At 56.5% G+C, this 23,396-nt stretch carries 20 protein-coding genes; 4 read left to right on the forward strand and 16 right to left on the reverse strand.

Features of this window, described 5'->3' with window-relative positions; genetic code table 11:
- Nucleotides 1-73: 73 nt before the first annotated feature.
- The 4 genes from ROTMU0001_RS06875 to rfbB all read right to left on the reverse strand — a co-directional run bounded on the left by ROTMU0001_RS06875 (nucleotide 74) and on the right by rfbB (nucleotide 4,444).
- The gene (locus ROTMU0001_RS06875; protein WP_005508891.1) at nucleotides 74-358 is read right to left on the reverse strand and encodes a 50S ribosomal protein L25; all 285 of its coding nucleotides are present in this window, start codon (nucleotides 356-358) and stop codon (nucleotides 74-76) included.
- 295 nt (nucleotides 359-653) lie between these two features.
- Nucleotides 654-1,817, reverse strand: a complete 1,164-nt coding sequence (locus tag ROTMU0001_RS06880) for a glycosyltransferase (protein ID WP_005508892.1) — start codon at nucleotides 1,815-1,817, stop codon at nucleotides 654-656.
- A 213-nt stretch (nucleotides 1,818-2,030) separates the two neighbouring features.
- Complete coding sequence (gene rfbD / locus ROTMU0001_RS06885) at nucleotides 2,031-3,446, reverse strand: dTDP-4-dehydrorhamnose reductase (protein ID WP_005508893.1); 1,416 nt, start codon at nucleotides 3,444-3,446, stop codon at nucleotides 2,031-2,033.
- The gene (rfbB, locus tag ROTMU0001_RS06890) at nucleotides 3,446-4,444 is read right to left on the reverse strand and encodes a dTDP-glucose 4,6-dehydratase (protein WP_044142793.1); all 999 of its coding nucleotides are present in this window, start codon (nucleotides 4,442-4,444) and stop codon (nucleotides 3,446-3,448) included. The genes rfbD and rfbB overlap by 1 nt, the downstream gene beginning before the upstream one ends.
- Before the next feature lie 74 nt (nucleotides 4,445-4,518).
- Between rfbB and rfbA the strand changes: the two genes are divergently transcribed.
- The 4 genes from rfbA to ROTMU0001_RS06910 all read left to right on the forward strand — a co-directional run bounded on the left by rfbA (nucleotide 4,519) and on the right by ROTMU0001_RS06910 (nucleotide 8,223).
- Entirely contained in the window at nucleotides 4,519-5,379 is an 861-nt protein-coding gene (rfbA, locus tag ROTMU0001_RS06895) for a glucose-1-phosphate thymidylyltransferase RfbA (RefSeq protein ID WP_005508895.1), read from the forward strand.
- 96 nt (nucleotides 5,380-5,475) lie between these two features.
- The gene (locus tag ROTMU0001_RS06900) at nucleotides 5,476-6,948 is read left to right on the forward strand and encodes a tyrosine-protein kinase domain-containing protein (protein ID WP_005508896.1); all 1,473 of its coding nucleotides are present in this window, start codon (nucleotides 5,476-5,478) and stop codon (nucleotides 6,946-6,948) included.
- A 112-nt stretch (nucleotides 6,949-7,060) separates the two neighbouring features.
- Complete coding sequence (locus ROTMU0001_RS06905) at nucleotides 7,061-7,918, forward strand: nucleotidyltransferase family protein (RefSeq protein WP_044143501.1); 858 nt, start codon at nucleotides 7,061-7,063, stop codon at nucleotides 7,916-7,918.
- Entirely contained in the window at nucleotides 7,915-8,223 is a 309-nt protein-coding gene (locus ROTMU0001_RS06910) for a PqqD family protein (protein ID WP_005508898.1), read from the forward strand. The genes ROTMU0001_RS06905 and ROTMU0001_RS06910 overlap by 4 nt, the downstream gene beginning before the upstream one ends.
- An 85-nt stretch (nucleotides 8,224-8,308) precedes the next feature.
- On the opposite strand, the gene ROTMU0001_RS06915 is transcribed toward ROTMU0001_RS06910, so the two are convergent.
- The 12 genes from ROTMU0001_RS06915 to ROTMU0001_RS06970 all read right to left on the reverse strand — a co-directional run bounded on the left by ROTMU0001_RS06915 (nucleotide 8,309) and on the right by ROTMU0001_RS06970 (nucleotide 23,259).
- A complete protein-coding gene (locus ROTMU0001_RS06915) occupies nucleotides 8,309-9,556 on the reverse strand; it encodes a glycosyltransferase (protein ID WP_044142834.1) in 1,248 nt (415 codons plus the stop codon).
- Nucleotides 9,557-9,568: 12 nt separating this feature from the next.
- Entirely contained in the window at nucleotides 9,569-10,522 is a 954-nt protein-coding gene (locus ROTMU0001_RS06920; RefSeq protein ID WP_005508900.1) for a glycosyltransferase family 2 protein, read from the reverse strand.
- Between the two features lie 64 nt (nucleotides 10,523-10,586).
- Entirely contained in the window at nucleotides 10,587-11,630 is a 1,044-nt protein-coding gene (locus ROTMU0001_RS06925) for a glycosyltransferase family 4 protein (protein ID WP_005508901.1), read from the reverse strand.
- Between the two features lie 4 nt (nucleotides 11,631-11,634).
- Nucleotides 11,635-12,543 carry a glycosyltransferase family 2 protein gene (locus ROTMU0001_RS08975; protein ID WP_005508902.1) on the reverse strand — a complete coding sequence of 303 codons (909 nt, stop codon included), beginning with the start codon at nucleotides 12,541-12,543 and terminating at the stop codon, nucleotides 11,635-11,637.
- The gene (locus tag ROTMU0001_RS06935) at nucleotides 12,536-13,867 is read right to left on the reverse strand and encodes an O-antigen ligase family protein (RefSeq protein WP_005508903.1); all 1,332 of its coding nucleotides are present in this window, start codon (nucleotides 13,865-13,867) and stop codon (nucleotides 12,536-12,538) included. Before ROTMU0001_RS06935 ends, ROTMU0001_RS08975 begins: the two co-directional genes overlap by 8 nt.
- Nucleotides 13,864-14,988, reverse strand: a complete 1,125-nt coding sequence (locus ROTMU0001_RS06940; RefSeq protein WP_005508904.1) for a glycosyltransferase family 4 protein — start codon at nucleotides 14,986-14,988, stop codon at nucleotides 13,864-13,866. The genes ROTMU0001_RS06935 and ROTMU0001_RS06940 overlap by 4 nt, the downstream gene beginning before the upstream one ends.
- A gap of 17 nt (nucleotides 14,989-15,005) precedes the next feature.
- On the reverse strand, nucleotides 15,006-17,249 hold the full coding sequence (locus ROTMU0001_RS06945) for an N-acetylneuraminate synthase family protein (protein ID WP_005508905.1): 2,244 nt from the start codon (nucleotides 17,247-17,249) through the stop codon (nucleotides 15,006-15,008).
- A 90-nt stretch (nucleotides 17,250-17,339) separates the two neighbouring features.
- Entirely contained in the window at nucleotides 17,340-18,068 is a 729-nt protein-coding gene (locus tag ROTMU0001_RS06950) for an acylneuraminate cytidylyltransferase family protein (RefSeq protein WP_005508906.1), read from the reverse strand.
- Entirely contained in the window at nucleotides 18,068-19,168 is a 1,101-nt protein-coding gene (locus ROTMU0001_RS06955) for a hypothetical protein (RefSeq protein ID WP_005508907.1), read from the reverse strand. The genes ROTMU0001_RS06950 and ROTMU0001_RS06955 overlap by 1 nt, the downstream gene beginning before the upstream one ends.
- Complete coding sequence (locus ROTMU0001_RS06960; protein ID WP_005508908.1) at nucleotides 19,159-20,157, reverse strand: CgeB family protein; 999 nt, start codon at nucleotides 20,155-20,157, stop codon at nucleotides 19,159-19,161. The genes ROTMU0001_RS06955 and ROTMU0001_RS06960 overlap by 10 nt, the downstream gene beginning before the upstream one ends.
- Nucleotides 20,158-20,416: 259 nt before the next feature.
- Nucleotides 20,417-21,337, reverse strand: coding sequence for a glycosyltransferase family 2 protein (locus ROTMU0001_RS06965; protein WP_005508909.1), 921 nt, complete (start codon nucleotides 21,335-21,337; stop codon nucleotides 20,417-20,419).
- A 104-nt stretch (nucleotides 21,338-21,441) separates the two neighbouring features.
- A complete protein-coding gene (locus ROTMU0001_RS06970) occupies nucleotides 21,442-23,259 on the reverse strand; it encodes an ABC transporter ATP-binding protein (RefSeq protein ID WP_005508910.1) in 1,818 nt (605 codons plus the stop codon).
- Nucleotides 23,260-23,396: the final 137 nt, after the last annotated feature.

The following is a 23,396-nucleotide window of genomic DNA, read 5'->3' on the forward strand; positions in this document are numbered from 1 at the left end:
CCGCACCTCGTGTGAGGATGCGGGCCGTTCCCAGCCCGGCTTATGCCGGTTTATAAGCGTTGAAATCCGCTACTTACGCAACGAACACCAGGTCAATGTGCTGCAGTTCGGGGCGGATGGGGTGGCGCTGGATGTCCTGAACGCGAGCCTTGATGGTCTCACCCTCAACCTCGATAGCCAGCACTGCGTCTGCCTGACGAACTGCCAGGGTGGTCTCGTGACCGGGCAGGGTTACGTGCTTGGGCTCTGCGCCGTTGCCGTAGATGACAGCGGGAATCTTGCCTGCAACGCGTGCACGGCGTGCGTAGCCCTTACCGAAGTCAACGCGGGGCTCTGCAACAATCTTGATTTCAGCCATGGGGTTCTCCATTTCTGTAGTTTGTACATAACGCGCCAAGAGAAACGACGCGGATGAAGAATCCGTACGCCACCTCGTCGATAACGGCTCACCGCGTTTACGGTGGCCCTCGCCTTGGCCAAGACAATATTGTACAGGTTCCCGGCTCTTCTTCAAGGGCCGGGAACCTGTGATATGGCATTTTTCACGCCTTTTATGCTGAATCGCATCAACATGAGCACCCAAGAGAGCAGCGGACGTCCACTCCCCCTCGCGGCGATACTAACCATAGAGTACGAACCTTGGACCGCTGACTCTAGGAGGCGTTCGCTTTCAGAATCGATACAAGGTGATCAATCCTTCGAGCAAGTACCTGGGAATACAAATTCTCAGTCATAAATCTACGAGCCCGCGCTGAGGCAGCCGCCAATTCACCAGGAGCGCGAAGAATCCCATCAATCTTCCGGGCTAGTTGCTGAACATCGCCCTGAGGAACAGACCAAGCCATTTTTTGAGAGACCAGAAAGTCTAGCGTTTCATTCGAGAATCCAATAATGGGAACTCCCTGTCCAAGGGTTTCATAATATGTCATCGAGGGGTCACCCTGCAGATGAGGCATAACCATCAAATCAATATTCTCTCGAACAAAAGGCTCCCATTCATCCTTATAGGACATAAAACCTTTATACACAATATTAGGAGCTCCCTTTTCAAGAATATCCTGTCTATCCACCCCATCTCCAATGAGATAGAAAACAATTTCAGGATTAAGGTTATATACAGCCCATGATATATCGGCTATATACTTCGACCCCTTCAATGGAGACATATTCCCCGAAAATGCAATTGACTTCGGAAGTTTATTAAAATCTTTCTTTTTAGCAACGGTTTCAACTCGATGATCAAAATACAAGAATGAGTTCCTGGAAAGGTTGCCATATGATTCAAATGCCGCAGGACCATTGCACTGAATCCCCGCAGATTTACGCATCATTTTTCGGGTCGCAAGTTCTCCCTTCCAGAAACCAAGGTATGCCCGAAGAGTATCCACCACTCCAATCTTTCCATTTCGCGATGATTCCGCATGGAAGATAGCGTAACGAATCCGTCGCGTGACTTCGGCGATATAGACAACCTTACAAGGCATGGACAGGAAACGCTCTGCACCCTTTTTACCAAGAACTAGGGCGACAACATTACCCTTGACGTTCTGCAGATACTCATCTGCAGATTCCTTTCTAAGATTGATCTCATCCTTTGAGATTCTCCTACAGGTCGAAGGATTTGGGCATTTTTTAAAATCAATAACACCTCCTTCAGTAACCACGCTACATTTTACCTCAGGATAGTTTTTTTCAAGAAAATCCTTATACGCTTTATATCCCAAGAAGCTACGTTCATAGATATAAAAACCAGCAGAATCTTCAAAAGCATTTCCGGGGTCAACAAAAACAATCTCACCCAGACTATCAACAGCCATAGTCTCCTCCACCATGATTGAATACACTTGTACAGGTATTAGATTACTTTAAATCAACAATTTATGTATTTTGCGAACTTTTATCTACATAAATCAATATTCATACACTCTATTACTTAAACCCTCTTAAATTCAGAGCGTATCGCTTACCGAGTCCACAAGACATAACTAATACTCTTGAATTTGAGGGGATAATCAGTGAGCATTCTGTATTTACTGCTTCAGATAGCTCTCCAATGCGACGCGGTGATCGCGCGGGGTGAAGCCCGTAGCAATCAGCTTGGACAGGTCCATTGCCGAGTTCGTCGGACGGTGAGCGAAGAGCTCAGCGTTGGCGAAGTATTCCTCGGTGGTGGTGTCGCTGACGCGTGCCGGGTCGTGGCCGGTGCCCTCGTACACTGCACGAGCGAACTGTGCCCAGTTGATGACCTCACCGGTGTTCGACACGTTGTAGGTGCCGTATTCAGCGCCGGAGAAGAGCAGGTGCAGGGCAGCTGCTGCCAGGTCCTGGGTGAAGGTCGGGCGACCCCACTGGTCGGCGACCACGGACGGGTCGATGCCGCGCTCAGCCAGAGATGCCATGGTGCCCACGAAGTTCTTGCCGGCACCAACAACCCAGCTGGTGCGCAGGGTGTAGTGCTTGCGCCATGCGGCAGCGGCAACCTCACCAGCAGCCTTGGATGCGCCGTAGACGCTCAGCGGTGCCAGGGGGTGATCCTCCGGGTATTCCTCGCCCAGGGGCAGGGAGCCGTCAAAGACGTAGTCGGTGGATACGTGAACCAGCGGCAGGTTAGCTTCTTCACAGATGGAGGCAAGAGCGCTCACACCCAGGGCGTTAGCTGCCCAGGCTTCACGGCGACCTTCGGGGGTTTCTGCCTGATCCACTGCGGTGTATGCTGCAGCGTTGATGACCGCGCGGAAGGAGCGCCAGCGGAATGCGTCGCGCCACTGCTCGGGCTTGCCCAGGTCGAGGCGGTCGCGATCCACAGCCAGGAAGGGCACGTTCTGCTCGGTGAGCTGGCGAACCAGCTCGGTGCCGAGCTGACCGCCCGCGCCAATGATCAGGATCGGGTCGGCTTCCAGGGGCTTGATCTCGTTCAGACGCGGGTGGTTACGGTCCTTCTCGGAGAGCTCTGCCTTCGCCAGGTCGATAGGCCAGTCGATTGCGACGGTCTCATCGGCAAGGTTCAGGAAGCTGTAGCCGGATACTGCATCCGCCGACCAGTGGTCGTTCACCAGGTAGGTGTAGGCGGTGTTCTCTTCCAGGGTCTGGAAGGAGTTACCCACGCCGCGGGGCACGAAGATTGCGGTGTCCGGGCCCAGCTCCACGGTGACGACCTTACCGAAGGACTCGCCGGCACGCAGGTCAACCCACGCGCCGAAGATACGGCCGGTCGCAACAGAAACGTACTTATCCCACGGCTCGGCGTGGATACCGCGGGTGGTACCTACCGAAGCATTGAACGAGATGTTGTTCTGCACCGGGTTGAAGTCGGGCAGACCGGCTGCGACCATCTTCTCGCGCTGCCAATTTTCCTTGAACCAGCCGCGGTTATCGCCGTGAACCGGCAGGTCAATGATGAGCAGGCCGGGAATCTCGGTTTCAGTAACCTTCAATTCCTTGGTCATTACTGGCCAGCCTTTGCGTACTTCGCCTCAACCTCAGCCTTCAGGGGCTCCCACCAGCCGCGGTTGTCGGTGTACCACTTAATGGTGTCGGCAAGACCGGATTCGAAGTCGGTGAACTTCGGCTCCCAGCCGAGCTCTGCACGCAGGCGGCTACCGTCGATTGCGTAGCGCAGGTCGTGACCGGGGCGGTCAACCACGTGCTCGAAGTCGTTCTCGTCCTTGCCCATCAGACGCAGGATGGTGCGCAGAACGGTGATGTTGTTCTCTTCGCCGTCTGCACCGATGAGGTAGGTTTCACCAATCTTGCCCTGCTCCAGGATGCGCAACACAGCAGAAGAGTGGTCGGATGCGTGAATCCAGTCACGAACGTTCAGGCCCTCGCCGTACAGCTTCGGGGTCAGACCCGAGAGGATGTTAGTGATCTGGCGGGGAATGAACTTCTCGATGTGCTGGTAGGGGCCGTAGTTGTTGGAGCAGTTAGAGATGGTTGCTTCAATACCGAAGGAGCGGACCCATGCGCGCACGAGCAGGTCAGAACCTGCCTTGGTGGAGGAGTAAGGGGAAGAGGGGTTGTAGGGGGTGGTTTCGGTGAACTTTGCCGGATCGTCCAGCTCGAGGTCGCCGAAGACCTCGTCGGTGGAGATGTGGTGGTAGCGAGTGCCGTGCTTACGGACTGCTTCCAGAAGACTGAAAGTACCGATGAGGTTAGTGTGGATGAACGGTTCGGGGTTGGACAGGGAGTTGTCGTTGTGCGATTCCGCAGCGTAGTGGACAACAGCGTCTGCCTTGCCGACCAGTTCGTCGGCCAGCTCGCGGTCAGCGATGTCGCCTACGACGAGCTTGAAGCGGGATTCGGGAAGACCTTCCAAAGACGCAGCATTTGCGGCATAGGTCATCTTATCCAGCACAGTAATAGTGTGATCAGTGTTATCGATGAGGTGGTGAACAAAGTTCGAACCAATAAAACCGGCACCGCCGGTAACAAGAATGTGAGCCATACGGTATATTTTACCCACCTAAATGGTGATTTTTATGCCTCGACAACGAGATAAACATGACACAATAAGATGTTATGAAGGGAATTATTCTTGCCGGCGGTACCGGAAGCCGTTTGCACCCTATCACTCAGGGTATTAGCAAGCAGCTCACTCCGGTCTATGACAAGCCGATGATTTACTACCCGCTGTCCACTCTCATGCTGGCGGGTATCCGCGATATTTTGATTATTACCACTCCTACCGATCAGGAGCAGTTCCAGCGGCTGCTCGGTGACGGTTCCCGTTTCGGTATTAATCTCGAATACAAGGTGCAGCCTTCTCCGGATGGCCTGGCACAGGCATTCATTCTGGGCGCAGACTTTATTGGCAACGACCCCGTGGCACTCGTGCTCGGCGACAATATCTTCTACGGTCCTGGCCTGGGTACTCAGCTTGCCACCTACGAGCAGAAGGACGGCGCAACCGTCTTCGCTTACCGGGTTGCTGACCCTCGCGCCTACGGTGTGGTGGAGTTCGACGAGGACTTCAACGCGCTGTCCATCGAAGAGAAGCCTGAAAACCCCAAGAGCGACTACGCTATTCCGGGTCTGTACTTCTACGACTCGAAGGTTGTAGAGTATGCACGCCAGATCAAGCCCTCCCCGCGCGGTGAGTTGGAAATCACTGACCTCAACCGCGTCTACCTGGAACAGGGTAAACTGAAGGTTGAGGTTCTGCCTCGCGGTACCGCGTGGCTCGACACCGGAACCTTTGATTCACTCGCTGATGCCACTAACTTCATCCGCACTGTTCAGAGCCGTCAGGGTCTGTCGGTTGGTTGCCCGGAGGAAATTGCGTGGCGCCACGGTTGGCTCTCCGATGAGCAGTTGCGCGACATCGCTACCCCCCTCGTCAAGAGCGGTTACGGTAGCTACCTGCTCGGATTGCTCCGCTAATAAACGCCAGGGGATTTCCGTATCCCTTCACCGCCTGCAACAACACTCCACGTTACAGGTACACTAACTCAAACTTTCTGGAGTATTCTCACTACCATGACCATTTTGGAATTTTTCCGCACCACGAGGGCTAACCTCTGGCTGCTGATTATTGGCATCGTTGTCGGTGCCGCAGCGGGCTTCGGCTATGCCTCTCTCCAGCCGAAGGTCTACGCTGCATCGTCCTCGGGCTACGTGACCGTGGGCGAGTCCGGTACGGTGGATGTTCTCTCGGGCTCTACAGCCGCTAAGGAACGCGCTCGCTCCTACGCAGCTATCGTCTCCTCTGAGGCCGTGGCGCAGAAGATTAAGCAGAACACCCCCGAGCTGTCCCTGACCACTGGTCAGATTCGTTCTAGCCTCACCGCAACCGCAGGTGACAATGCTGCACTGATTACTGTGAGCGCGCAGGCTTCTTCCCCGAAGAACGCACAGCTGCTCGCTAACGGTGCACTGCAGGCTACCGCCGACTACATTAAGGAAATTGAGCAGAACCCCGGTAACGCTCAGGCACTGGTGAACGGAGAAAACACTGGCGCATCCCCCACCACCAACAACACCGTCCGTGTGATTCCGCTGAACAACGCAAGCGTGAACCCGCCGCTGGTGGCTCCGAACTACCAGCAGAACGTACTCGTTGGTGCCGTTGCTGGCCTGGCGCTGGTGTACCTGGCTATCTTCCTGCGCCGCGCGCTGGATCAGCGCATCCGCACCCGTGACGACGCTACCAAGGCAACCGGCGCAAGCATCCTGGGTGTTCTACCCGTCAGTGATGACCTGAGCGAAGAGAACATCGTTAACGGTGACACCGACGACCACATCGCTCAGGAGTCCATCCGTCAGCTGCGTACCAACCTGCGCTTCGTGAACGTTGACACTCCCCCTCGTTCGTTCATCGTCACCTCCGCGGTGCCCGGTGAAGGTAAGTCGACCGTGTCGCTGTCGCTGGCTCGTGCAATGGCTGACGCAGGTTCGCCCGTCATCCTCATTGACGCCGACCTCCGCCGCCCGACCGTGGCTAAGAAGCTGAAGCTCGACGCTAAGGTTGGTCTGACCCAGGTTCTGGCTGGCCAGGTTGAGATTGCTAACGCTGTACACCAGCTGGGCGATTCGAACCTCTTCGTCCTGCCCGCAGGCCGCATCCCCCCGAACCCCTCCGAGCTTCTGGGCTCGGATAAGATGCGCCAGCTGATTAACGAGCTCTCCGAAGAGTTCATCGTGGTCGTCGACGTTCCGCCGCTGCTGCCCGTGACCGATGCTTCGCTGCTCTCCCACTCGGTGGATGGCGTAATCCTCGTTGGTTCTATCGGTCGAAGCCACCGTGAGCAGATGACTGAGGCTGCAAGCACCCTGAAGAAGGTCAACGCTAACCTCTTCGGTATGGTTCTGAACCGTGCACCCCGTAAGGGCCTGGGTAACTCCTACTACGGCTTCGGTTACGCAAGCTCGTACGTCGGTTACTCCACCTACTACGGTTACGGCAAGGACGGCGACAAGAAGTCGTCGAAGAAGTCCTCGGCTAAGAAGTAATAACGTAATTAGCGCCCTAAATCATAGGGAGCGACTTAGGGCGGGATGGGCAGTATTTTCTGCCCATCCCGCCTTATACTTATCTGGTATACATGTGCACCGAAAGGCTATTGTGACCACTCACTCACCCAATACCCCGGAGCCGCAGACCACTCCTCTTGCGGCACGGATTCGGCTTGCGCACGCCTACTTCCAGCGGATTGCCGACATGCATTCCATCGATATTCTGCATGTCAAAGGCTACGCTTTCTCCCAGGAAATTTACCGCAAGGGCAGGTACAGCTCCGATGCCGACCTGCTCGTCCGTCCCTCTCACGTGGACCGCTTTGTAGAGATCCTTCTGGCAGATGGATGGCGTATCCAAGCCCACTTCGAAACAGGCTCTGTCTTCGAGCATGCAATGACGCTCTACCACGCTTCGTGGGGTCTGACTGATATTCATCGTTTCTTCCCCGGTCTAGGACGCCACGGCGACTATGAGAAGGCGTTTGACCGTATCTGGGCAGCGCGTAAGACCCGTATGATCGCTCACCGTCCCTGCACTGTACCCAGCGATCTGGATGCGCGTCTTCTCGTGGTACTTCACCGTGCCCGCGCAGCGTCACGCTACAGCGCTGATATTAACTACTTGGTCTCTCTGCTCTCCTACAGTGATTGGGAGCGTCTGCGAGCCCGCGCGGAAGAACTTGACTCCTCCCTCGCATATAGCGCGGCCATGGGCGGCTTGGAGCAGTATCGTGGCGACCGCGACTACCTGCTGTGGCTGTCGGTCTCGCAGGATGTCCCCCACTATATTCAGTGGATTGGACGCCTGCAGTCAGCAACCACCCTGCGCGATAAGCTGCGCACCCTCAAAAATATTTTCCTTGTGAACAAGGACCACCTCGCCATGCAGCTGGGGCACACCCCCACCCGCGCGGAGGTGTACGCCAAGTTCTTTGAACGTTTCGGAATCAAGGTGAAGAAATGAGAAATCCGGTAGATTCCCCTCAGACCGTCTACGGTATCCCCGAGAACATCGCGTATGTTCATTCTGAAGAGTTCGCTAAGTACTCCCCCACGGCAACTTATCTCGCGAATCTTGCCAACGGTGAGCTGTCTGTTCTTCAGGATTCTGCCTCCATTATTTGGAGTATTTTTGAGGACCCGATGTCTCTGCAGGATGCTATCGACGTGCTCTGCGAAATGTATGAACAGCCCATAGAGACCATGGGACCGCAGATTGAGGGTTTCATTCCTGAACTGCTCTCCAAGGGGCTCCTAGAGGCCCGCTAAGGCTCTCAGAATAAATAAAGAAGGCGGGGCCGGTAGAACTTTTATAGTTCTACCGGCCCCGCCTTCTTCTATGAGCCGAGCTCTTTTAGTCTTCGGGCAAAGCCTGCACGTAGGTCTTCAAACGGCTGATAAAACGAGCCTCCGAGAAACCGTCAACGTGCTCACGGATGTAGTCGGCATCCCAGTCGTCCGGGTTGAAAGCCTTGAGAGCTTCCACCAGCTGCTCCACGGTCGGCTGGTTGATGAACATACCGGTCTTGCCTTCCTGAATGGTATCCAGGAAGCCGCCCGCACGGTAGGCAATCACGGCCTTACCACTAGCACCCGCTTCCAGCGGAGTAATACCGAAGTCCTCATACGAGATAGCCAGCAGTGCCAGGCAGTGACGGTACGCGTAACGAAGCTGCGCGTCCGAAACACCCGAAGCAATACGAACAGTCGGGCCCGCAAGCGCTTCCAGACGTTCCTTCTCCGGACCGCGGCCAATCACCAGCAGCTTCTTACCCAACTCATTGCAGGCTTCAACAGCCTTATCAACATTCTTGTAGGGCAGCAGGCGAGAGACGATCAGGAAATAATCGTCCGATTCGGTGAACTCTTCCAGACCCGGAATAGGCTCAACCGGTGCGGTGGTGTCTACCGAGTGCGGCGGGAAGAAAATTGGAACGTCCTTCTTGCTGTACACGTTCTCGATGCGCTTCTTAATCACGCTCGCGTTCGCCACATACACCGCCGAGCGGTGAGCCGCCCAGTGATCCCACAACATCAGTGCAGGACGTAGGGTTTTCAGCAGCAGAGGTACGGGGCCGGTACTCTTCTCCCCCAAGTACTGATCGCTCAGGTACAGCCAACGCGCGGGCGAATGGCAGTAGATGAACTTACGGCCGGCGAAGTTGAAGCCGTGCGCCCAACCAGTCGTCGACACCACAGCACGCTCAGCCGGCACCTTCAAGAAAGAAGAAGCAATCGGCAAAATCGGCAGAGCCATACGGTGGTTACGACGCAGATAACCAATCTTGTTCAAAGGACTCGTGATAATCTTCGCGTCCTTGAACTCGGGAAAAGTGCCCTCCGGGTCGTACAGAGTCGTGTAAATCGGTGCGTCCGGGAACGCACGGTGCATTGCCAGGACAACACGCTCCGCGCCGCCGCGCTGAGTCAGGTAGTCATGGGCAATCGCGATCTCTTCAGTAGCCTCAGGCTTGACCAGCGGCACGTAACGGCGCGCCAGGCGGCCAAGCTTCTTGAGGCTCTTCGGGATATCCGCGAGCACCGCGTCGGGGTTCTTCGGCCCGGTAAACGGAGCGGAGGTCAAGAGCTGAGTGAGTGACATTTCCTTTTCCTCCTAGAAAACTTTCTGAGCACGCTCAGGATAGCGAATACCGGCGTAAGATGCAGCCTCAACCTGCAGTGCCACGAGCTTCTCAGCTGCCTTAGCGGGCAGCTTGAGCAGAATCTTATCGCTCGCATCGCCCAGAGCCTTAATGGTCTTCTCGGTGGTGAAACGAGCGAGGGTCTTGACCAGCAAGCCCCATGCACCCGTCGGGTTCGGGGCTGGGTGCGCTTCCTCGCCGTGCTTACGCACGAAGATAGTGCGGGCAGAACCCGAGTGCAGGGCGCGCAGGGCACGCACAGCAGTGGTGGTAGCAGCCACGTAGTGCTTAGTCGCCAGCTCAGGGGCAATATGGATTTCGCCACCGTGCTGAGCAACCTCATAACCCATGTCTACGTCTTCCCAACCGTAGAGACGGTACGCGGGGTCATAGCCACCAATCTCGTCGAAGAGCTTCTTCGACATAGACACATTACCTGCCCAGTAAATCCAGCGCTTCTCAGGCGCAACTTGGTACGCAGCTTCACGGAACTTCTGGTCGCGGTAGTTACCGTACACACGAGAGTAGGGAGTGTCCGGGAACTGGTTCAAGTAGATACCGATTACGCCGTGCTCACCGGGAGCCTCATGGTACTTGAGGTGGTTCGCAACGTAGTTGGGATCGGGTTCCAGATCATCATCGCAGCGGATAAGGATGTCCGCATCAGCCGCACGGTGACCAGCGTTCAGCGCTGCCACACGACCGCGGTTCTCCTCGAAAACAATCTTGGTCAGGTTCAGCTTGCCTTCCGCAATGTAGCGGTCAAGCACAGCTTCGCTGTTGTCAATATCGCCGTCGAGGACCACGATAACCTGGAAGTCCTTCTCGGTCTGGGCGGCAAGCGCATCCAGCGGGTAGTGCAGAATATCTGCACCACCGCGAGAGGGGATGATAACCGCAGCCTTGTAACGGTGGGTAGTCGTCATAATTTTCCTTCGGGTTTGAGTGAGAGGATATCCGTTGGGAATGATCTATAGGGTTAGAAGCACCTTAGCGGATAAAACGCTCCAGAATCTCACCAACACGGACCTTACCTGCTTCAGGCGAGTAATTCTCCTGCCAACGCCAGAACAGCTCGGAGGTTCGCTCCGCCAGGGCATCCGTATTTTCTCGAAGCTCAGTACCCAGGCTCTTAATGGCCTGCGCAAGAGCTACCGGCTGATCAGCAGGCACAACGTACGGGTACGATGCGCCGCCCAGCACCTCCGACAGAGCACCAGCGTCACTGACAATCACAGGGACGCGTGCACTCATCGCTTCAGCGACCACCAAGCCAAAAGACTCGGGGGCAATCGAAGGTACAACGAGCATGTCGATATCACCGAAAAGACGGTCCGGGGTAGTCCAGCCCAGACGTGTGCTGAAGGCAGCAACACGAGCTAGCGCATCCTCAACATCCGCACGTTCTTCATCAGATGCGAAGACAGGCTCGCCACCAATCACCAGGTCGTATTCAATGCCGTTAGCGTTCAGGGAACTCATCGCCTGGCACAGGGTCGCGATGCCCTTAGACGGAGTCAAACGCCCCAGGTAACCGACGCGAAGTCGGCGCTCCCCCACACGGTGATCCAGCTCAGTGGACACGCCGCTGACCCAGTTCGCAAACAGCTCGCTGCCGGGGCAGGCACGTGCCACATAGCGGCTCGGGACCAGGGTGACAGACGCCTTATGGCGGGCAAAGGGTACGAGCTTCGCGTTCACGCCGGTAGGAAGCTGGTGCAGGTGCACGATGCGGTTCTTACGACCGCCCGTTGCCGCTGCGGGAACCAGACCGTTACACCACAGCAGAACATCCTTGTGGCGGGCGTGCCAGCTGCGCAGAGCCACCATGTATTGTGCACGGTTCTTAGCCGGCAGGACAATGCGGGGGAACCCCTCATCCGCAGCAGCTTCTACAAGCTGCTGCGGTTCGGAAGGACCCACAATAGTGACCTTGTAGCCAAGACTACGGGCTGCGCGGGCGATGTTCAGAAGCATGACCTCGCCGCCGCCGATGTCACCGTTATTGGTGGCGATGTAGAGTTCTTTCTCCATCCTTCTACTCCTTCACCAGCTTACGGGCAGGTACATAATTCTTACCGGAATATTTGATACTTCCGCGGATACGTCCCAACGAAGCAACCCAATTGGCAACATCACGACGAACAACTTTACGTTGGGTCACAGCCTGACGCAGAATATTCAGCAACTGCTGAACACTACCAGTCACAGTAGACTTCAACGAATACGTTGCAGAATCATACTTGGGGAAACGACGGGCCATCAGCACACGTCCCACACCCAGCTCATACTTCTTACGGATAGAGCTCTTCCCCTCCGAGAGAGTAAAACGAATCTCTGCTTCAGGGATAAAGCGCATCACGCCGTCAGCTTCCTGGTGGCGCCACGAAATATCCACATCCTCATAGCCGTAGCGAGGAAGGGACTCATCATAGCCGCCTATTTCGAAAAAGCGTGCACGGGTAATAGCACAGTTACAGTTGCCTACGTGCGGCAGATAAGGAGTAGCAATCAAACCCTTGCCAAAGGCGTCAGGGCGGGGGGTGCCGTTAGCGTCAAAAGCGCGGATCCAGCCACCTGCCAGTTCCTTATCCTGCACCTCTGAAAACGCCTGAACCCACTGGGGAGATACTTCATCATCAGCATCACAGAATGCTAAGACTCTACCGGATGCGGCACGTGCACCAGTGTTACGGGCCGCGGGAATACCCGGAGTTGCGGAGGCATCCACGACCTTGACCGTGAACTTATTCTCTCGGGGCTCCTGAGCCCACGCTTCCATAACGGCGCGGGTGTCGTCATCTGAACCGTTGTCTACCAGAATCACTTCGTACGGAAGCTCAGTTTCCTGGTTCTCCAGAGCCTTAAGCTGGCGGGGAAGAGTTGACGCTGCATTCAGTGCACAAATAATGACGCTAACTTCAGGAGCTCGATTAGTCTTAGACATTTTCTTCCTTCCACACCGGCGCAGCATGCTGCAACTTCTCTTCCGCCTCACGAATTTCAATTCGTTCGTCGAAGCCTTCGATACTCGCCTCATCGTGGCCAGTGCCCAAACGCTGTTCGCGTTCAAGCAACAACACGCGCAGAGCCAAGCCACAGACAACAGCCCACGGCCAGGTATAAAACACTTCGCCCAGACGAGAAGCACAAATCATGATGGCAACACCAGCGCCCTGTACAACATAGAACCTTGCAGGTAGTGTCTTCTGGCCGCTAAACACGTTCACGATAAAGAGCAGGGTAATGGTGACAACGAGAATCATCCATGGCCAGCCACCCTCAATCAGAGCAGACCAGTACGAGTTATGGAGGAACCAGGTCTTCGATCCAGTATGAACCAGGTATACGTATGCCTCGCCCAACCCCTGGCCGAAGAAGCCAGAAGCCTGAACCTTAATTTCAGATGCCTGGTCAATCAGCGAACGAAGCGCATCCGTACCGGTACGATCTGCGAAGGCACCGGAGTGTGCGTAGTCACTGGTCAAAATATCAATCAGCCAGTACAGGGCCACACCCAAGGCAATGCGACCGAAAGTCTTCAGACGGTTCGCGATGACAATCCAAATCAGGCCTGCAACATACGCCGCAATAGAGGTACGAGAACCTGTAGCCCACAGCAAAGCAGAGAAAACCACAACGGCAAGAATGACTTCGATCTTGTTACGGGCGAAGCTCAGAATCAGCAAACCAAAGAGGCAATATACCAGACCCGAGAAGTTCTTATCACCCAGCCAACCAGTCAGGTAACCGTAGTATCCCGTCACTGGAGCAAAACCAGCAAAGTAAGCTACCGCGTTGAAAAGAATCGCCGTCGAGTATCCAAGAACAATAGAACGAATATGCAGACGCCCAGCAGCAATAGTCCAAATCAACACTGTCGCAGCAACTAGACGAATCAGACGACGAGTCCAGTCGGAGGCGTCCTCAGAGTGCACACCGTTAATTGAAACGATTGTGAGATAACCCATCGCGATAAACATGATGGCGCGCAGACCCGAAAAATGGCTTACGTCAAAAGTCGATTTACGAGTCAGACCATACACAGCCAGCACTATAACGACCAGCTGGTTGAAGGGCAGACCAAGACCCGGTAACGCATCACCAAAAAGCAAGAGGAATGCCATGATGAACTCCGGCATTCGAATCTGGCTACTTTGGTGGCGGACGTAATCGTTACCGCGAGACACAACTTCAGAGAAACGCGAAACTTCCGGTTTCTCAGCAGGCTCATTCAAGTGCGCGTAAACCTGCGAAGTCTGGCTCATCATCGGCCTCCTCGAAGTACACGTGCATAAATATCAACTGTCTGAGCAGCCATCTGCTCATTCGAAATCCAGGTGAAAGGCTCAGACTCGCCCTTCAGTAGCTGCGCGCGCATAGCCTGCAGAACATCCTGAGTCAGGGTTGCACTCTGGCGGTCCACCAGCTCGTCGGCACCCAAAATCTCCGGGTTACCACCCACAGCGGTAGCGACCGTCTTCAGGCCAGCAGCCTTAGCGTCCAGCAGAGTGTAGGAGCAGTTCTCCCACACCGACAGCTGAACAATCATGTCACTACGACCCATCGCTTCAATCGGGTTAACAAAGCCGCTGAAGGTCACCGAATCACCCAGGTTCAGACGCTGAGCCTGAGCCTGCAACTCGGACGCCAAATCGCCAGAGCCCGCAATCTCAAGATGAGCCTGCGGGTAATCAGCACGAAGCTGTGCAAAAGCATCCAGCAGCACGTCAATGCCCTTCTCAGGGGACAGACGGGACAGCGAGAGAATACGCGGACCTCCCTCTGCGGGAACACGCTGCTGCTCAACAGCCGCGTGCACCTCGGGGATATCCACGCCGTTGTACACCCGCTCCACGCCACGAGCGCCCCACTTGGCACGCATCTGATCAGCGGTAGAACGAGAAACAGCAATCGCCTGATCGGTACCCCACAGGCGCACACGATGCACGGTCTCCATGAGCTTAGAACGCCAGGAGCTACCGTGGTACACCGAGTCATTACCGGCAATGCCGTGCTCAGTGGTCAGGAGCTTCGGCACGCAGGTGCCGCGCTTGATAACGCTACGGATACGCAGAGCATTCACCACAGCGGTTGCGACAACGTCCGCATACGCCAGGTGGCTGTGGACGATGTCCGGGCGGAGCTGCTCAACAGCCTTCTGCAAAGAAGCAAAAGAAGTCTTAAAACCGTAGTCGGGGCCGAACTCAGCCTTGATGACGGTGACGCCCAGTTCCTCAAGACGGCTCGTGAGCTTACCCTCGGGTGCGAGAACCACCAGGTTAAAGCCGGGGAGCCCGGCACGTGCCATATCGACAACGTGCCGAGCTACTCCACCAAACTCGGGAACCGGAACGACCCACAGGGCCGTGGGAACTCCGTTTGAATTCATAAGTAAGTGTCTACTTTCTACAGCCACTTCTCGAGGCGGTCCAGTGCAGTGAAGAAGCCCTCACCGTTGTTGATGTGGCCCTGCCAGATCTCGGGAATGAAGGATGCCTTCGGTGCCAGCTCACGCAGCTGCTTGCCCAGGGATGCCCAGTCGACATCGCCTTCGCCGACCTGAACGCCCTCACCGTCAACGCCGGTGCCGTCCACCAGGTGCAGGTGGATGGACAGCGGTGCCAGCTGCTCAACAGCCTCCGACAGCGGAATGTTCAGGAAGTTACATGCCAGCATGGTGTGGGAGATGTCCAGGCAGAGCGCGGTGTCGAACGCACGCGAGAACTCTGCGGTGTCCTTCGGATCCAGGAACAGGTTGTGGTACTGCTGACCACCCATCAGCCAGGGGTACGGGGGCAGAGTCTGAGCCGCAAGGCGGACACCGGATGCGTCCAGACGCTTCAGCGCCTCACCGATACGCTCGTACTTCTCAGCACGTGCGGATGCGGGGATGTGCTTGTCCTTGGTGAAGCCACCCATGGTCACGACCATGACCGGATCCTCGTCTACGGTGAAGTAGCGGGTCAGGTCACGGGTGATGTCGATGGTGCGCTGAACCTCGGCGATGGAGCGCTCCCACACCTCGGGGTCCTTGGATGCCAGGTCCACCAGGAAGTCGCCTGCGAACAGGTCGGGCAGGTGGGTGGTGAAGCCCATGTCCAGCTTGGAGTCAAAGACGTCGTCGATGTTAATCTCGAGGTCCTTGTAGGAGAAGTGGAACTCCAGGAAGTCCGGCTTTGCCTCTTCAATCAGCGGCTTGTAGTCGTGGTAACGAACCGGCAGACCCCAGGGACGGTCGAACTTGAAGTCGCGGCGGGTCACCAGGTCGTCCTTCAGGTCGCCCTCGAAGAAGAACGAGCCTTCTTCAACGTCGCGCTGCATGGTGCGGCCCAGCAACTGCGGCAGGTAGTTCGGCTGCAGACCGCGGCCGGGGGACTTCACAGCAACGTCAGCCTCGGTCACGACCTCGCCCTTAGCAATGTGGCGGGTAGCAACCAGGGACTTAGCCAGGTTCACGCGGTTCATCAGCTCACCGGTGGACACCTCACGAGGAGCAGCAGAACCAATAGCCGCCTCAACCTCACGGATCTGCTGGACCATTGCCTTGAATTCCTCAGGCAACAGGGAGACGGTGTGGTCGTTACCCTCGAGGGTCTTGTCGGTGGTGAAGTGCTTCTCGATGATCTTCGCGCCGCGAGCAACAGCAGCAATCGGCACGTGGTAGCCACGCTCGTGACCGGAGTAACCGACCAGGCACTGACCAATCTCAGCCAGGCGGTCCATGTACGCCAGGTTGACGTCCTTGAAGGGTGCCGGGTACGCGGACTGGCACTGCAGCAGAGCGTAGGATGCGCCAGCGTTACGCAGCAGAGCCACGGACTCGCGGATCTCTTCCTCACGGCTCATACCGGTGGAAACCAGCATGGGCAGGCCGCGGGAAGCCACATCGCGCAGTAGCTCGTGGTTGGTCAGGTCAGCAGAAGCAATCTTCATGCCCTGGATACCGTAGTCAACCAGTGCCTGAACGGAGGGTGCATCCCAGGGGGTGCACATGATGTCCATGTCGTGCTGCTTGACGTGGTCGAAGACCTCGTACATCTGGTCAACGGTCAGGGAGAAGCGGGACAGCAGGTCCAGGGTGTACTGAACGCCCAGGTCCTCACCTGCGGTTGCTGCGCCGCGCTGGCGGTACAGAGCGTCCATGTCACGCAGCTGGAACTTCACAGCGTCCGCGCCGGACTCAACAGCCAGGTCCACCAGTTCCTTAGCGAAGTCAACGCTACCCTGGTGGTTGTTACCAATCTCAGCAATGATGAAGGAGGGGGAATCCTCGCTGATGGTGTGCTTACCAATACGCAGGACGTCCTGCTCATCCATCGCCAGTGCCACGAGGTGACCGCGCTCGTCGGTCAGCGGCACGTGGTTGATGCCCTTCGCGAAGTATGCGCGCAGGGTCTCGGGATCAGCATCAGCCGGTGCGGTCTGCGGGTTGGTGTTTGCAGCGTCCAGGGCGCTGGTCTCCAGGGATGCAGTGGGGTTAGCAATCAGCCAACGACGGAAGTCACCGTCAGAGAGCGAACCGCGCAGAATACCGGATTCATTCACCAGGAAGATGATGCGCTGGCCGTTGGCAGAAATCTTCTGCAGTGCGTTGAGAATCGGGTCTTCAGCGAAGACCACGTAGGGGGCAATATTGCGTTCAATAATCACGATTTTGACCTTTTCGTTTGAGTGTTTAGTTGAATGCCTGAGTGCCGGTCAAGCCGGGAGCGGCAGACGAGGTACTGCCGCGGGTGAAGGTTACTTGCCTTCGGCCAGGATCTGAGTGAGCTGGTGCTCTGCCACGGAGAAGTCAATCGGTGCGTCAATATCGACGCCCTCAACCTCGTCCAGCATGAACAAATCAATAGTACCGCCGGGGTAGCCCGCCAGGCGGTTGTGGTGGTCCGTGTACACGTGGGTCTTGGTGATGTACATCGAACCGTTCTCACGGTAGCGGAAGGTTTCCTTGGTCAGCTCCTGGCGGCGCGGGCGGGCCATAATCTCGAACGCCGCGGTGGGCTCACCGTCAGCGTGCCAAGTCCAGATGAACGGACCAATCGGAATCACACCGACCATGGAGTCCTTACCGTTCTCCGCGAACTGGCGGACCGCACGAGCCAGAGTACCGGGCAGACGCACCGGGCTGGTTGCCTGCAGCAGCATGACAGCCTCGGGTTCCCAACCGTTTTCGGTGTAGAACTCGATGGCGTGCTCGATGACCGGCTCGGTTGCGGTGGTGTCTTCAGCCAGGTGTGCCGGACGAATGAACGGTACCTCAGCACCGTACTCGCGGGCGATATCAGCCAGCTCAGCATCGTCGGTGGAGACGACAACACGCAGCTCGTGCTCGCCGGCTACTTCTTCCTTAGCAGCCAGTGCCTGCTCGATGGTCCATGCGACCAGCGGCTTACCCGCGATAGGGCGCAGGTTCTTACGCGGAATGCCCTTTGAGCCACCGCGCACGGGAATGACGCAGAGAATACGCATTATGCCTCCAGAGTTTCGATGATGAGTTCTGCGATGCGGCGTGCCGGTTCCTTCTCGGGCTGAACCGGGGCGGGGGTGGGTTCGCTCCCCCACCGGTTCATGCCGTAGCGGTCCCAGAATTCCACAAGCCATGCGGGCGGTTCCGGGTGGTACACCCAGGCCGGGATGCCACGGATAGCCGCCTCCAGCACACCGGTGGAGAAAATCGACACGACGGGGTTCGGTACCTCGTTCAGAGGGGTTCCGGAACGATCGATGCGGACGCCTTCCTTCTCCCACAGCTTGTGGGTCAGCACCGACAGCTTGTCCTTCTCGCTCGGGTGCGGGCGGTAGATACCGCCGTACTTCTTCAGGAAGGAGTGCGCGGCGAAAGCGAAGGATGCTCGCGGCAACTCGGCGCCGTGCATCTGGCCCAGGAAGATGGGTTCCAGATCGTTCTGCTTCTGCGCCTCGGCACCGGCAGCTTTCTGAGCGGCCAGGTAGAGCAGCTGGGAACCCACCGCGTGGGTGGTCACGTCGCGGCGACCCGACGCCCAGAACTCTGCGTCGGCTTCGCTGAACGCCAACAGAGTTGCGCCAACCGGCAGGGGCGGTGCCTGCGGCACGAGCAGACCGTGCTGTACGACCCAGTACTCAGCACCAATCGCGCGAGAGTACTCGTAGGCGGCCGCGCCGCGGGCCAGGTAGTGGCCGAGGGAAAGGACCACGCGCACACCGGGCAGGAGCCCCTGCAGCTGGTCGCCCGTCACTTCCTGTTCGGTCCAGGCATCACGGCCGTAACGCTCGGTGGCGTACTGGCCGTTGAGGTACTCCGAGGCATCCTCGGGGACCCACAGGGCCACGCCCACGTTCTCGAGGTACTTGAGCGGCTCCAGCAGGGAGTTACGGCTCGTCGGAGAGAAAGAATCGAGCACGATGAGCACGCGGGGTACGGCGCCGCGGGTGTAGAGAACACCGCCAACAGGGGCTTCCTGTTCCGCCGCGCCCCCGCGCAGACGTCCGATAAGGCTGCGGGCCTCGCCCTTAGCCCAACGCAGGGTGTTCTGCCGCTTCTGCCAGGCGGCCCATGCATCAATGTCGAGGGGGTAGGTTAGGCCCATAGCTGCTCCAAAATCTTGACGCGCTGATCGAAGGTGTGCTCGGCCAGGGTTCGCTTCTGACCGGCTTCACGAATCTGTCGCGCCCACTTCGGCTCACGGAAAATGCGGGTACAAATCTCGATGAGCTCATCAATGCTCTCGTAGACCAGAACCTCTTCGCCAGGAATGTAGTAGCGGTCTACGTCGGGGCGATCAATCACCTGCAGGGCGCCAACGCCGGGCGCCTCGAAGGTACGCATGGTGAAGCCGTCCTGGTTATTGTGGATGTTCAGGGTAGCAGGGGAAGACGCCATGATGCCGTAGGCCTCGGAGCGGTCGATGTCGCGGCCGGCGGGAACACCGGAGTCCTTGAACTGCTTGGTGCGCAGAATATCGTAGGGGTGACGCGACCAGGCACGACCGTAAGCACGCACCGGCAGACCGGCTGCGACCAGCGCCTGCAGGGTCTCCTCACGGTTGGGATACTTAGCGCCCACAAAGTTGATGGAATCCTCACGCATGGGGACAACCGGGCAATGGGTGTCGTAGGCGTTGGGCATGTCGAGCACCTCGAAGCCCTGTTCACGCAGGTGCTGCGCATCCAGCGGGCTGTAGCTTGCCAGCGCACCCAGGTGGTACAGGTCCTCTTCGGTGTAGCTCATACGACGCATTTCGTCGTAAAGCCAGGTGCCGTAGCGAACACCGGAGGTCTCCAGCAGGTCCCACCATTCGCGGGAGAGCATATCGCCCTTAATGACCAGCACAATATCGGGGCGGAATTCGTTGAAAGCGTCAATAGCCTTACGGGTAGCCTGAGCAGCGAAGCTTTCGGGGCGGTACTTCTCGGGCAGCTCGTGGGCAAGCTTGTTGAGGATACGCTCGGGCAGAGTACCCGGCGCATCGTAGATGTGGGTGCGCACTTCGTATCCGTGCACTTCCAGGGATGCCTGAATTGCCTTCCAGTACCCGTGGAATGCGGGTGAGAGCAGTAGAAGTTTGGGCTGAGTCATATGAGGATTGAATCCTGTCGGCGTTTGCTATGAGAACCCGCAGGGTAGAACCGTGCGGTGCTATGTGTTGGAGTGAAGAGGAACGGAAAGTTTCACCTGCAACTTGAGGCAAAACATACCTACTGAAATTTTACAACGAAAGCAGGAGACGACACACTCGAGTGCACTGTGTCGCCTCCTACGTTCTATGTGAGCCTTCTTATGAAGAAGGCAACAAATCTTACGGAACCATCACGGTAAATTCCGGTGGTTTCGCAACTTAGTTTTCACGGCGCTCTGCCTTGGCGATACGCTCCAGCTCAGTGGCGAGGAAGCCGCAAGCGTCCACGTCTTTATTGCGCAGAGCACGCACGGAGTTCACCAGGAAGTTTGCGTAGCTGGTAGCGCGCAGAGCCGTAGCAAGCTTCTTCTCCCAGCCCCACTTATCGGCATAAATAAAACGAGCAGTGGTTAGCCACTGTACTCGGCGCTCAGAGGGCGAAGAACCGCCGCCCTCGTGGGTTACGGTCACCGAAGGAATCAGGTAGCGGTCCACGCCAGTATTCGAGAGGCGGTACTGGAAGTCCACCTCTTCGCTGTTCATGTAGAAACGCTCGTCCATGCCACCGATGCGGTTGAAGGTCGCGCGAGGAACAACCATGCATGCGCCCATAACCCAGTCGACCTTCGCGTCCGAGGTGCCGGTGCACGCTTCAACATCGTGGCCAACACCGCGGTGCCACCAGTTGGTCGGCTTGAAACGAGCCAGGGGGGTGAACCATTCCCACGCCACATGCGCTGCGGTGGGGAACTTACGAGCCACCCACTGTTGCTTGCCATCGTGGCCGATGATCTGCGGGCTAGCCAGGATCTCGCCGTGACGTTCCACGGCTGCGAGCATGCGAGAGACGAAAGTGTTATCCAGCTCCAGGTCGCTGTTGAGGATGAAAACCCATTCACCGGTCGCGGCAGCAACACCGGAGTTCACAGCCTTACCGAAACCACCATTAACGGGGCGGCGAACCACGGTCACGCCCTCAACCTCGGGGAAGGGGGTGGGAGAAACATCGTCAGAGACAATAATCTCGATATCGGCGGGATCGATACCCTGCTGAGCGCGCAGAGTGTCAATAATGGCAAGAACCGGTTCCGGCTCACCGTAAAAAGGAATAACCGCAGATACGCGGGGAGTATGAGTCACAATATGTCCTTTGAGTGAGGCGCTTGAAAATCACAAGCTATAGAAGGCTAAAGATGGGGGCGACCGTACTCAACTGCTGCATACGATCACCCCCATCATTTCAATTAGTCGGGCAGCTGGCCCAGGCGAACGAGGTTCGCGAATTCTTCGTTGGCCATCTGAACTTCCTTAAAAGTTCCCTTGTTGGCGATACGGCCCTGGGAGAGGTACACCAGCTGATCAACGTTGCGCACCGTAGAAAGACGGTGAGCCACGATAATCACGGTAATCTCCTTGGAGATGCGGTTAATGGTCTGAGTGATCTTGTACTCAGTCTCATTGTCCAGCGCGCTGGTCGCCTCATCCATAACCAGCAAGCTCGGGTTGCGGTACATCGCACGCGCAATACCCACACGCTGACGCTGACCACCGGAGAGACGGTTACCATTCTCACCAATCGAAGTGTTAATACCATCTTCCAGGGTCTCGACAACGGGCATCAGCTCCGCCAGCTTGAGGCAGTAGAGTACACGATCGTCATCAATGTACTGCTTGGGAATGCCGAAGGCGACTGCCTCACGCAGGGTGCCGTTACCCAGGTAGGGGTCCTGGGGAACATAACCGATCTTCTGGTACCAGGAAGGCAAATCAGTATGGATGTCCTTACCCTGGCTGGAAATCGTACCGCTCGTCGGGGTGAGCAGGCCAAGGATTAGGTCAACCAGGGTAGTCTTGCCCGAACCGGAACCACCCACGAAAGCAACCGAGGTACCAGCCGGCACATCCAGCTGAATGTCCTTGAGAACATCCTTATCACCATCCGGGTAACGGTAGACCAGGTTATCAATCTGAACATCCACAGGCTCAATATCCGAGTTGATGATGGTTGCCGGATCAATTTCATCCTTGAATTCAACCATCTGCAGGCGCTGCTCTTCGGGGCTCATCGAGCGGATAACCTTTGCAACTTCTTCACTAGCGAACTCGTTCGCACGAATACTGCCCAGGTTGGCAATCATACGGGTTGCATTCGGAAGAATGCGGATACATGCGGTTGCGAAAAGCATGAGGGAAGGAAGACCCTCAGCACCCTGAGTCGAGGTCACCAGAGCCAGCAGACCAGCGATACCCACGATAAAAATAACTTCAAGGGAGTACTTGGGGAAGTCATTCAGGAACGAGAGGTTAACGTCGCTTTTAACGCTTCGTACTGCGGGCTCGCGGTACTGCTCGATAGCAGCCTTGTGCGCATTCGTAATACGAATTTCACGGAAGCCCTTGATGTCATCCAAAAGGAAGCGCAAAGCGTCTCGACCCGCACGTGCCGATGCCTCACCATACTTCGCATTACCGCGGCGCAAGAAGAACTGCATGCCAGCGATGGTGATGCCAAAGTATGCAAAAGCAAGCAGTGCCGGAACCGGCATGACGCAAAGAATCATGATGAGCAACACGAGGATAGACAGGAAATCGCCCACAAAGTTAATAATCGATCCCACAAAACCGCGGTATGCAAACACCACGTAGGTGCTAATCAGGTACGCGGTTTCTTCAGGCTGAGACTTCTTGCGGTTGAAGTAGCTATCCTTCATGTAATGATTGAGGATTGTCGTCGACGTCGCCAGCTGCTGGTAACCGGTAAATTTCAGGCTCCAGCGCTTAAAGAGGAGCGCAGCAACACCCTTAATAACAAAGGCGAGCACCAGAACGATACCCAGGTAGACCACCAATTCAGAACGCTGAGGGTTGCCGAAGATATCGGAAAGTACAGCCAGATAACCGGTAAGTTCCGCACCCATCGCAATATTCACAATGGGAAGGATGGCTGCAACACCGATCATTTCCATCAAAGACAGGAGGAACAGACCGATTAGGTTAAAGATAAGCAGCGTAAAGCTTCGTCCCGGGAAAAGCAAGCGAAGCTTAGTGTAAATACTCTTCATTGGTCCTCGTTGGTGAGTGTACTCGCTGGCCCCTGAGTGAGAAAAAGACCAGCATTGCACGCCAATTTTAGCACGTGGCATCTAAACATTTTCGGCATCAAGCTTGTACTTTAGGTCATCTTTAGGTTGGAGAAGAA

Source organism: Rothia mucilaginosa ATCC 25296, assembly GCF_000175615.1.
Lineage (GTDB): Bacteria > Actinomycetota > Actinomycetes > Actinomycetales > Micrococcaceae > Rothia > Rothia mucilaginosa.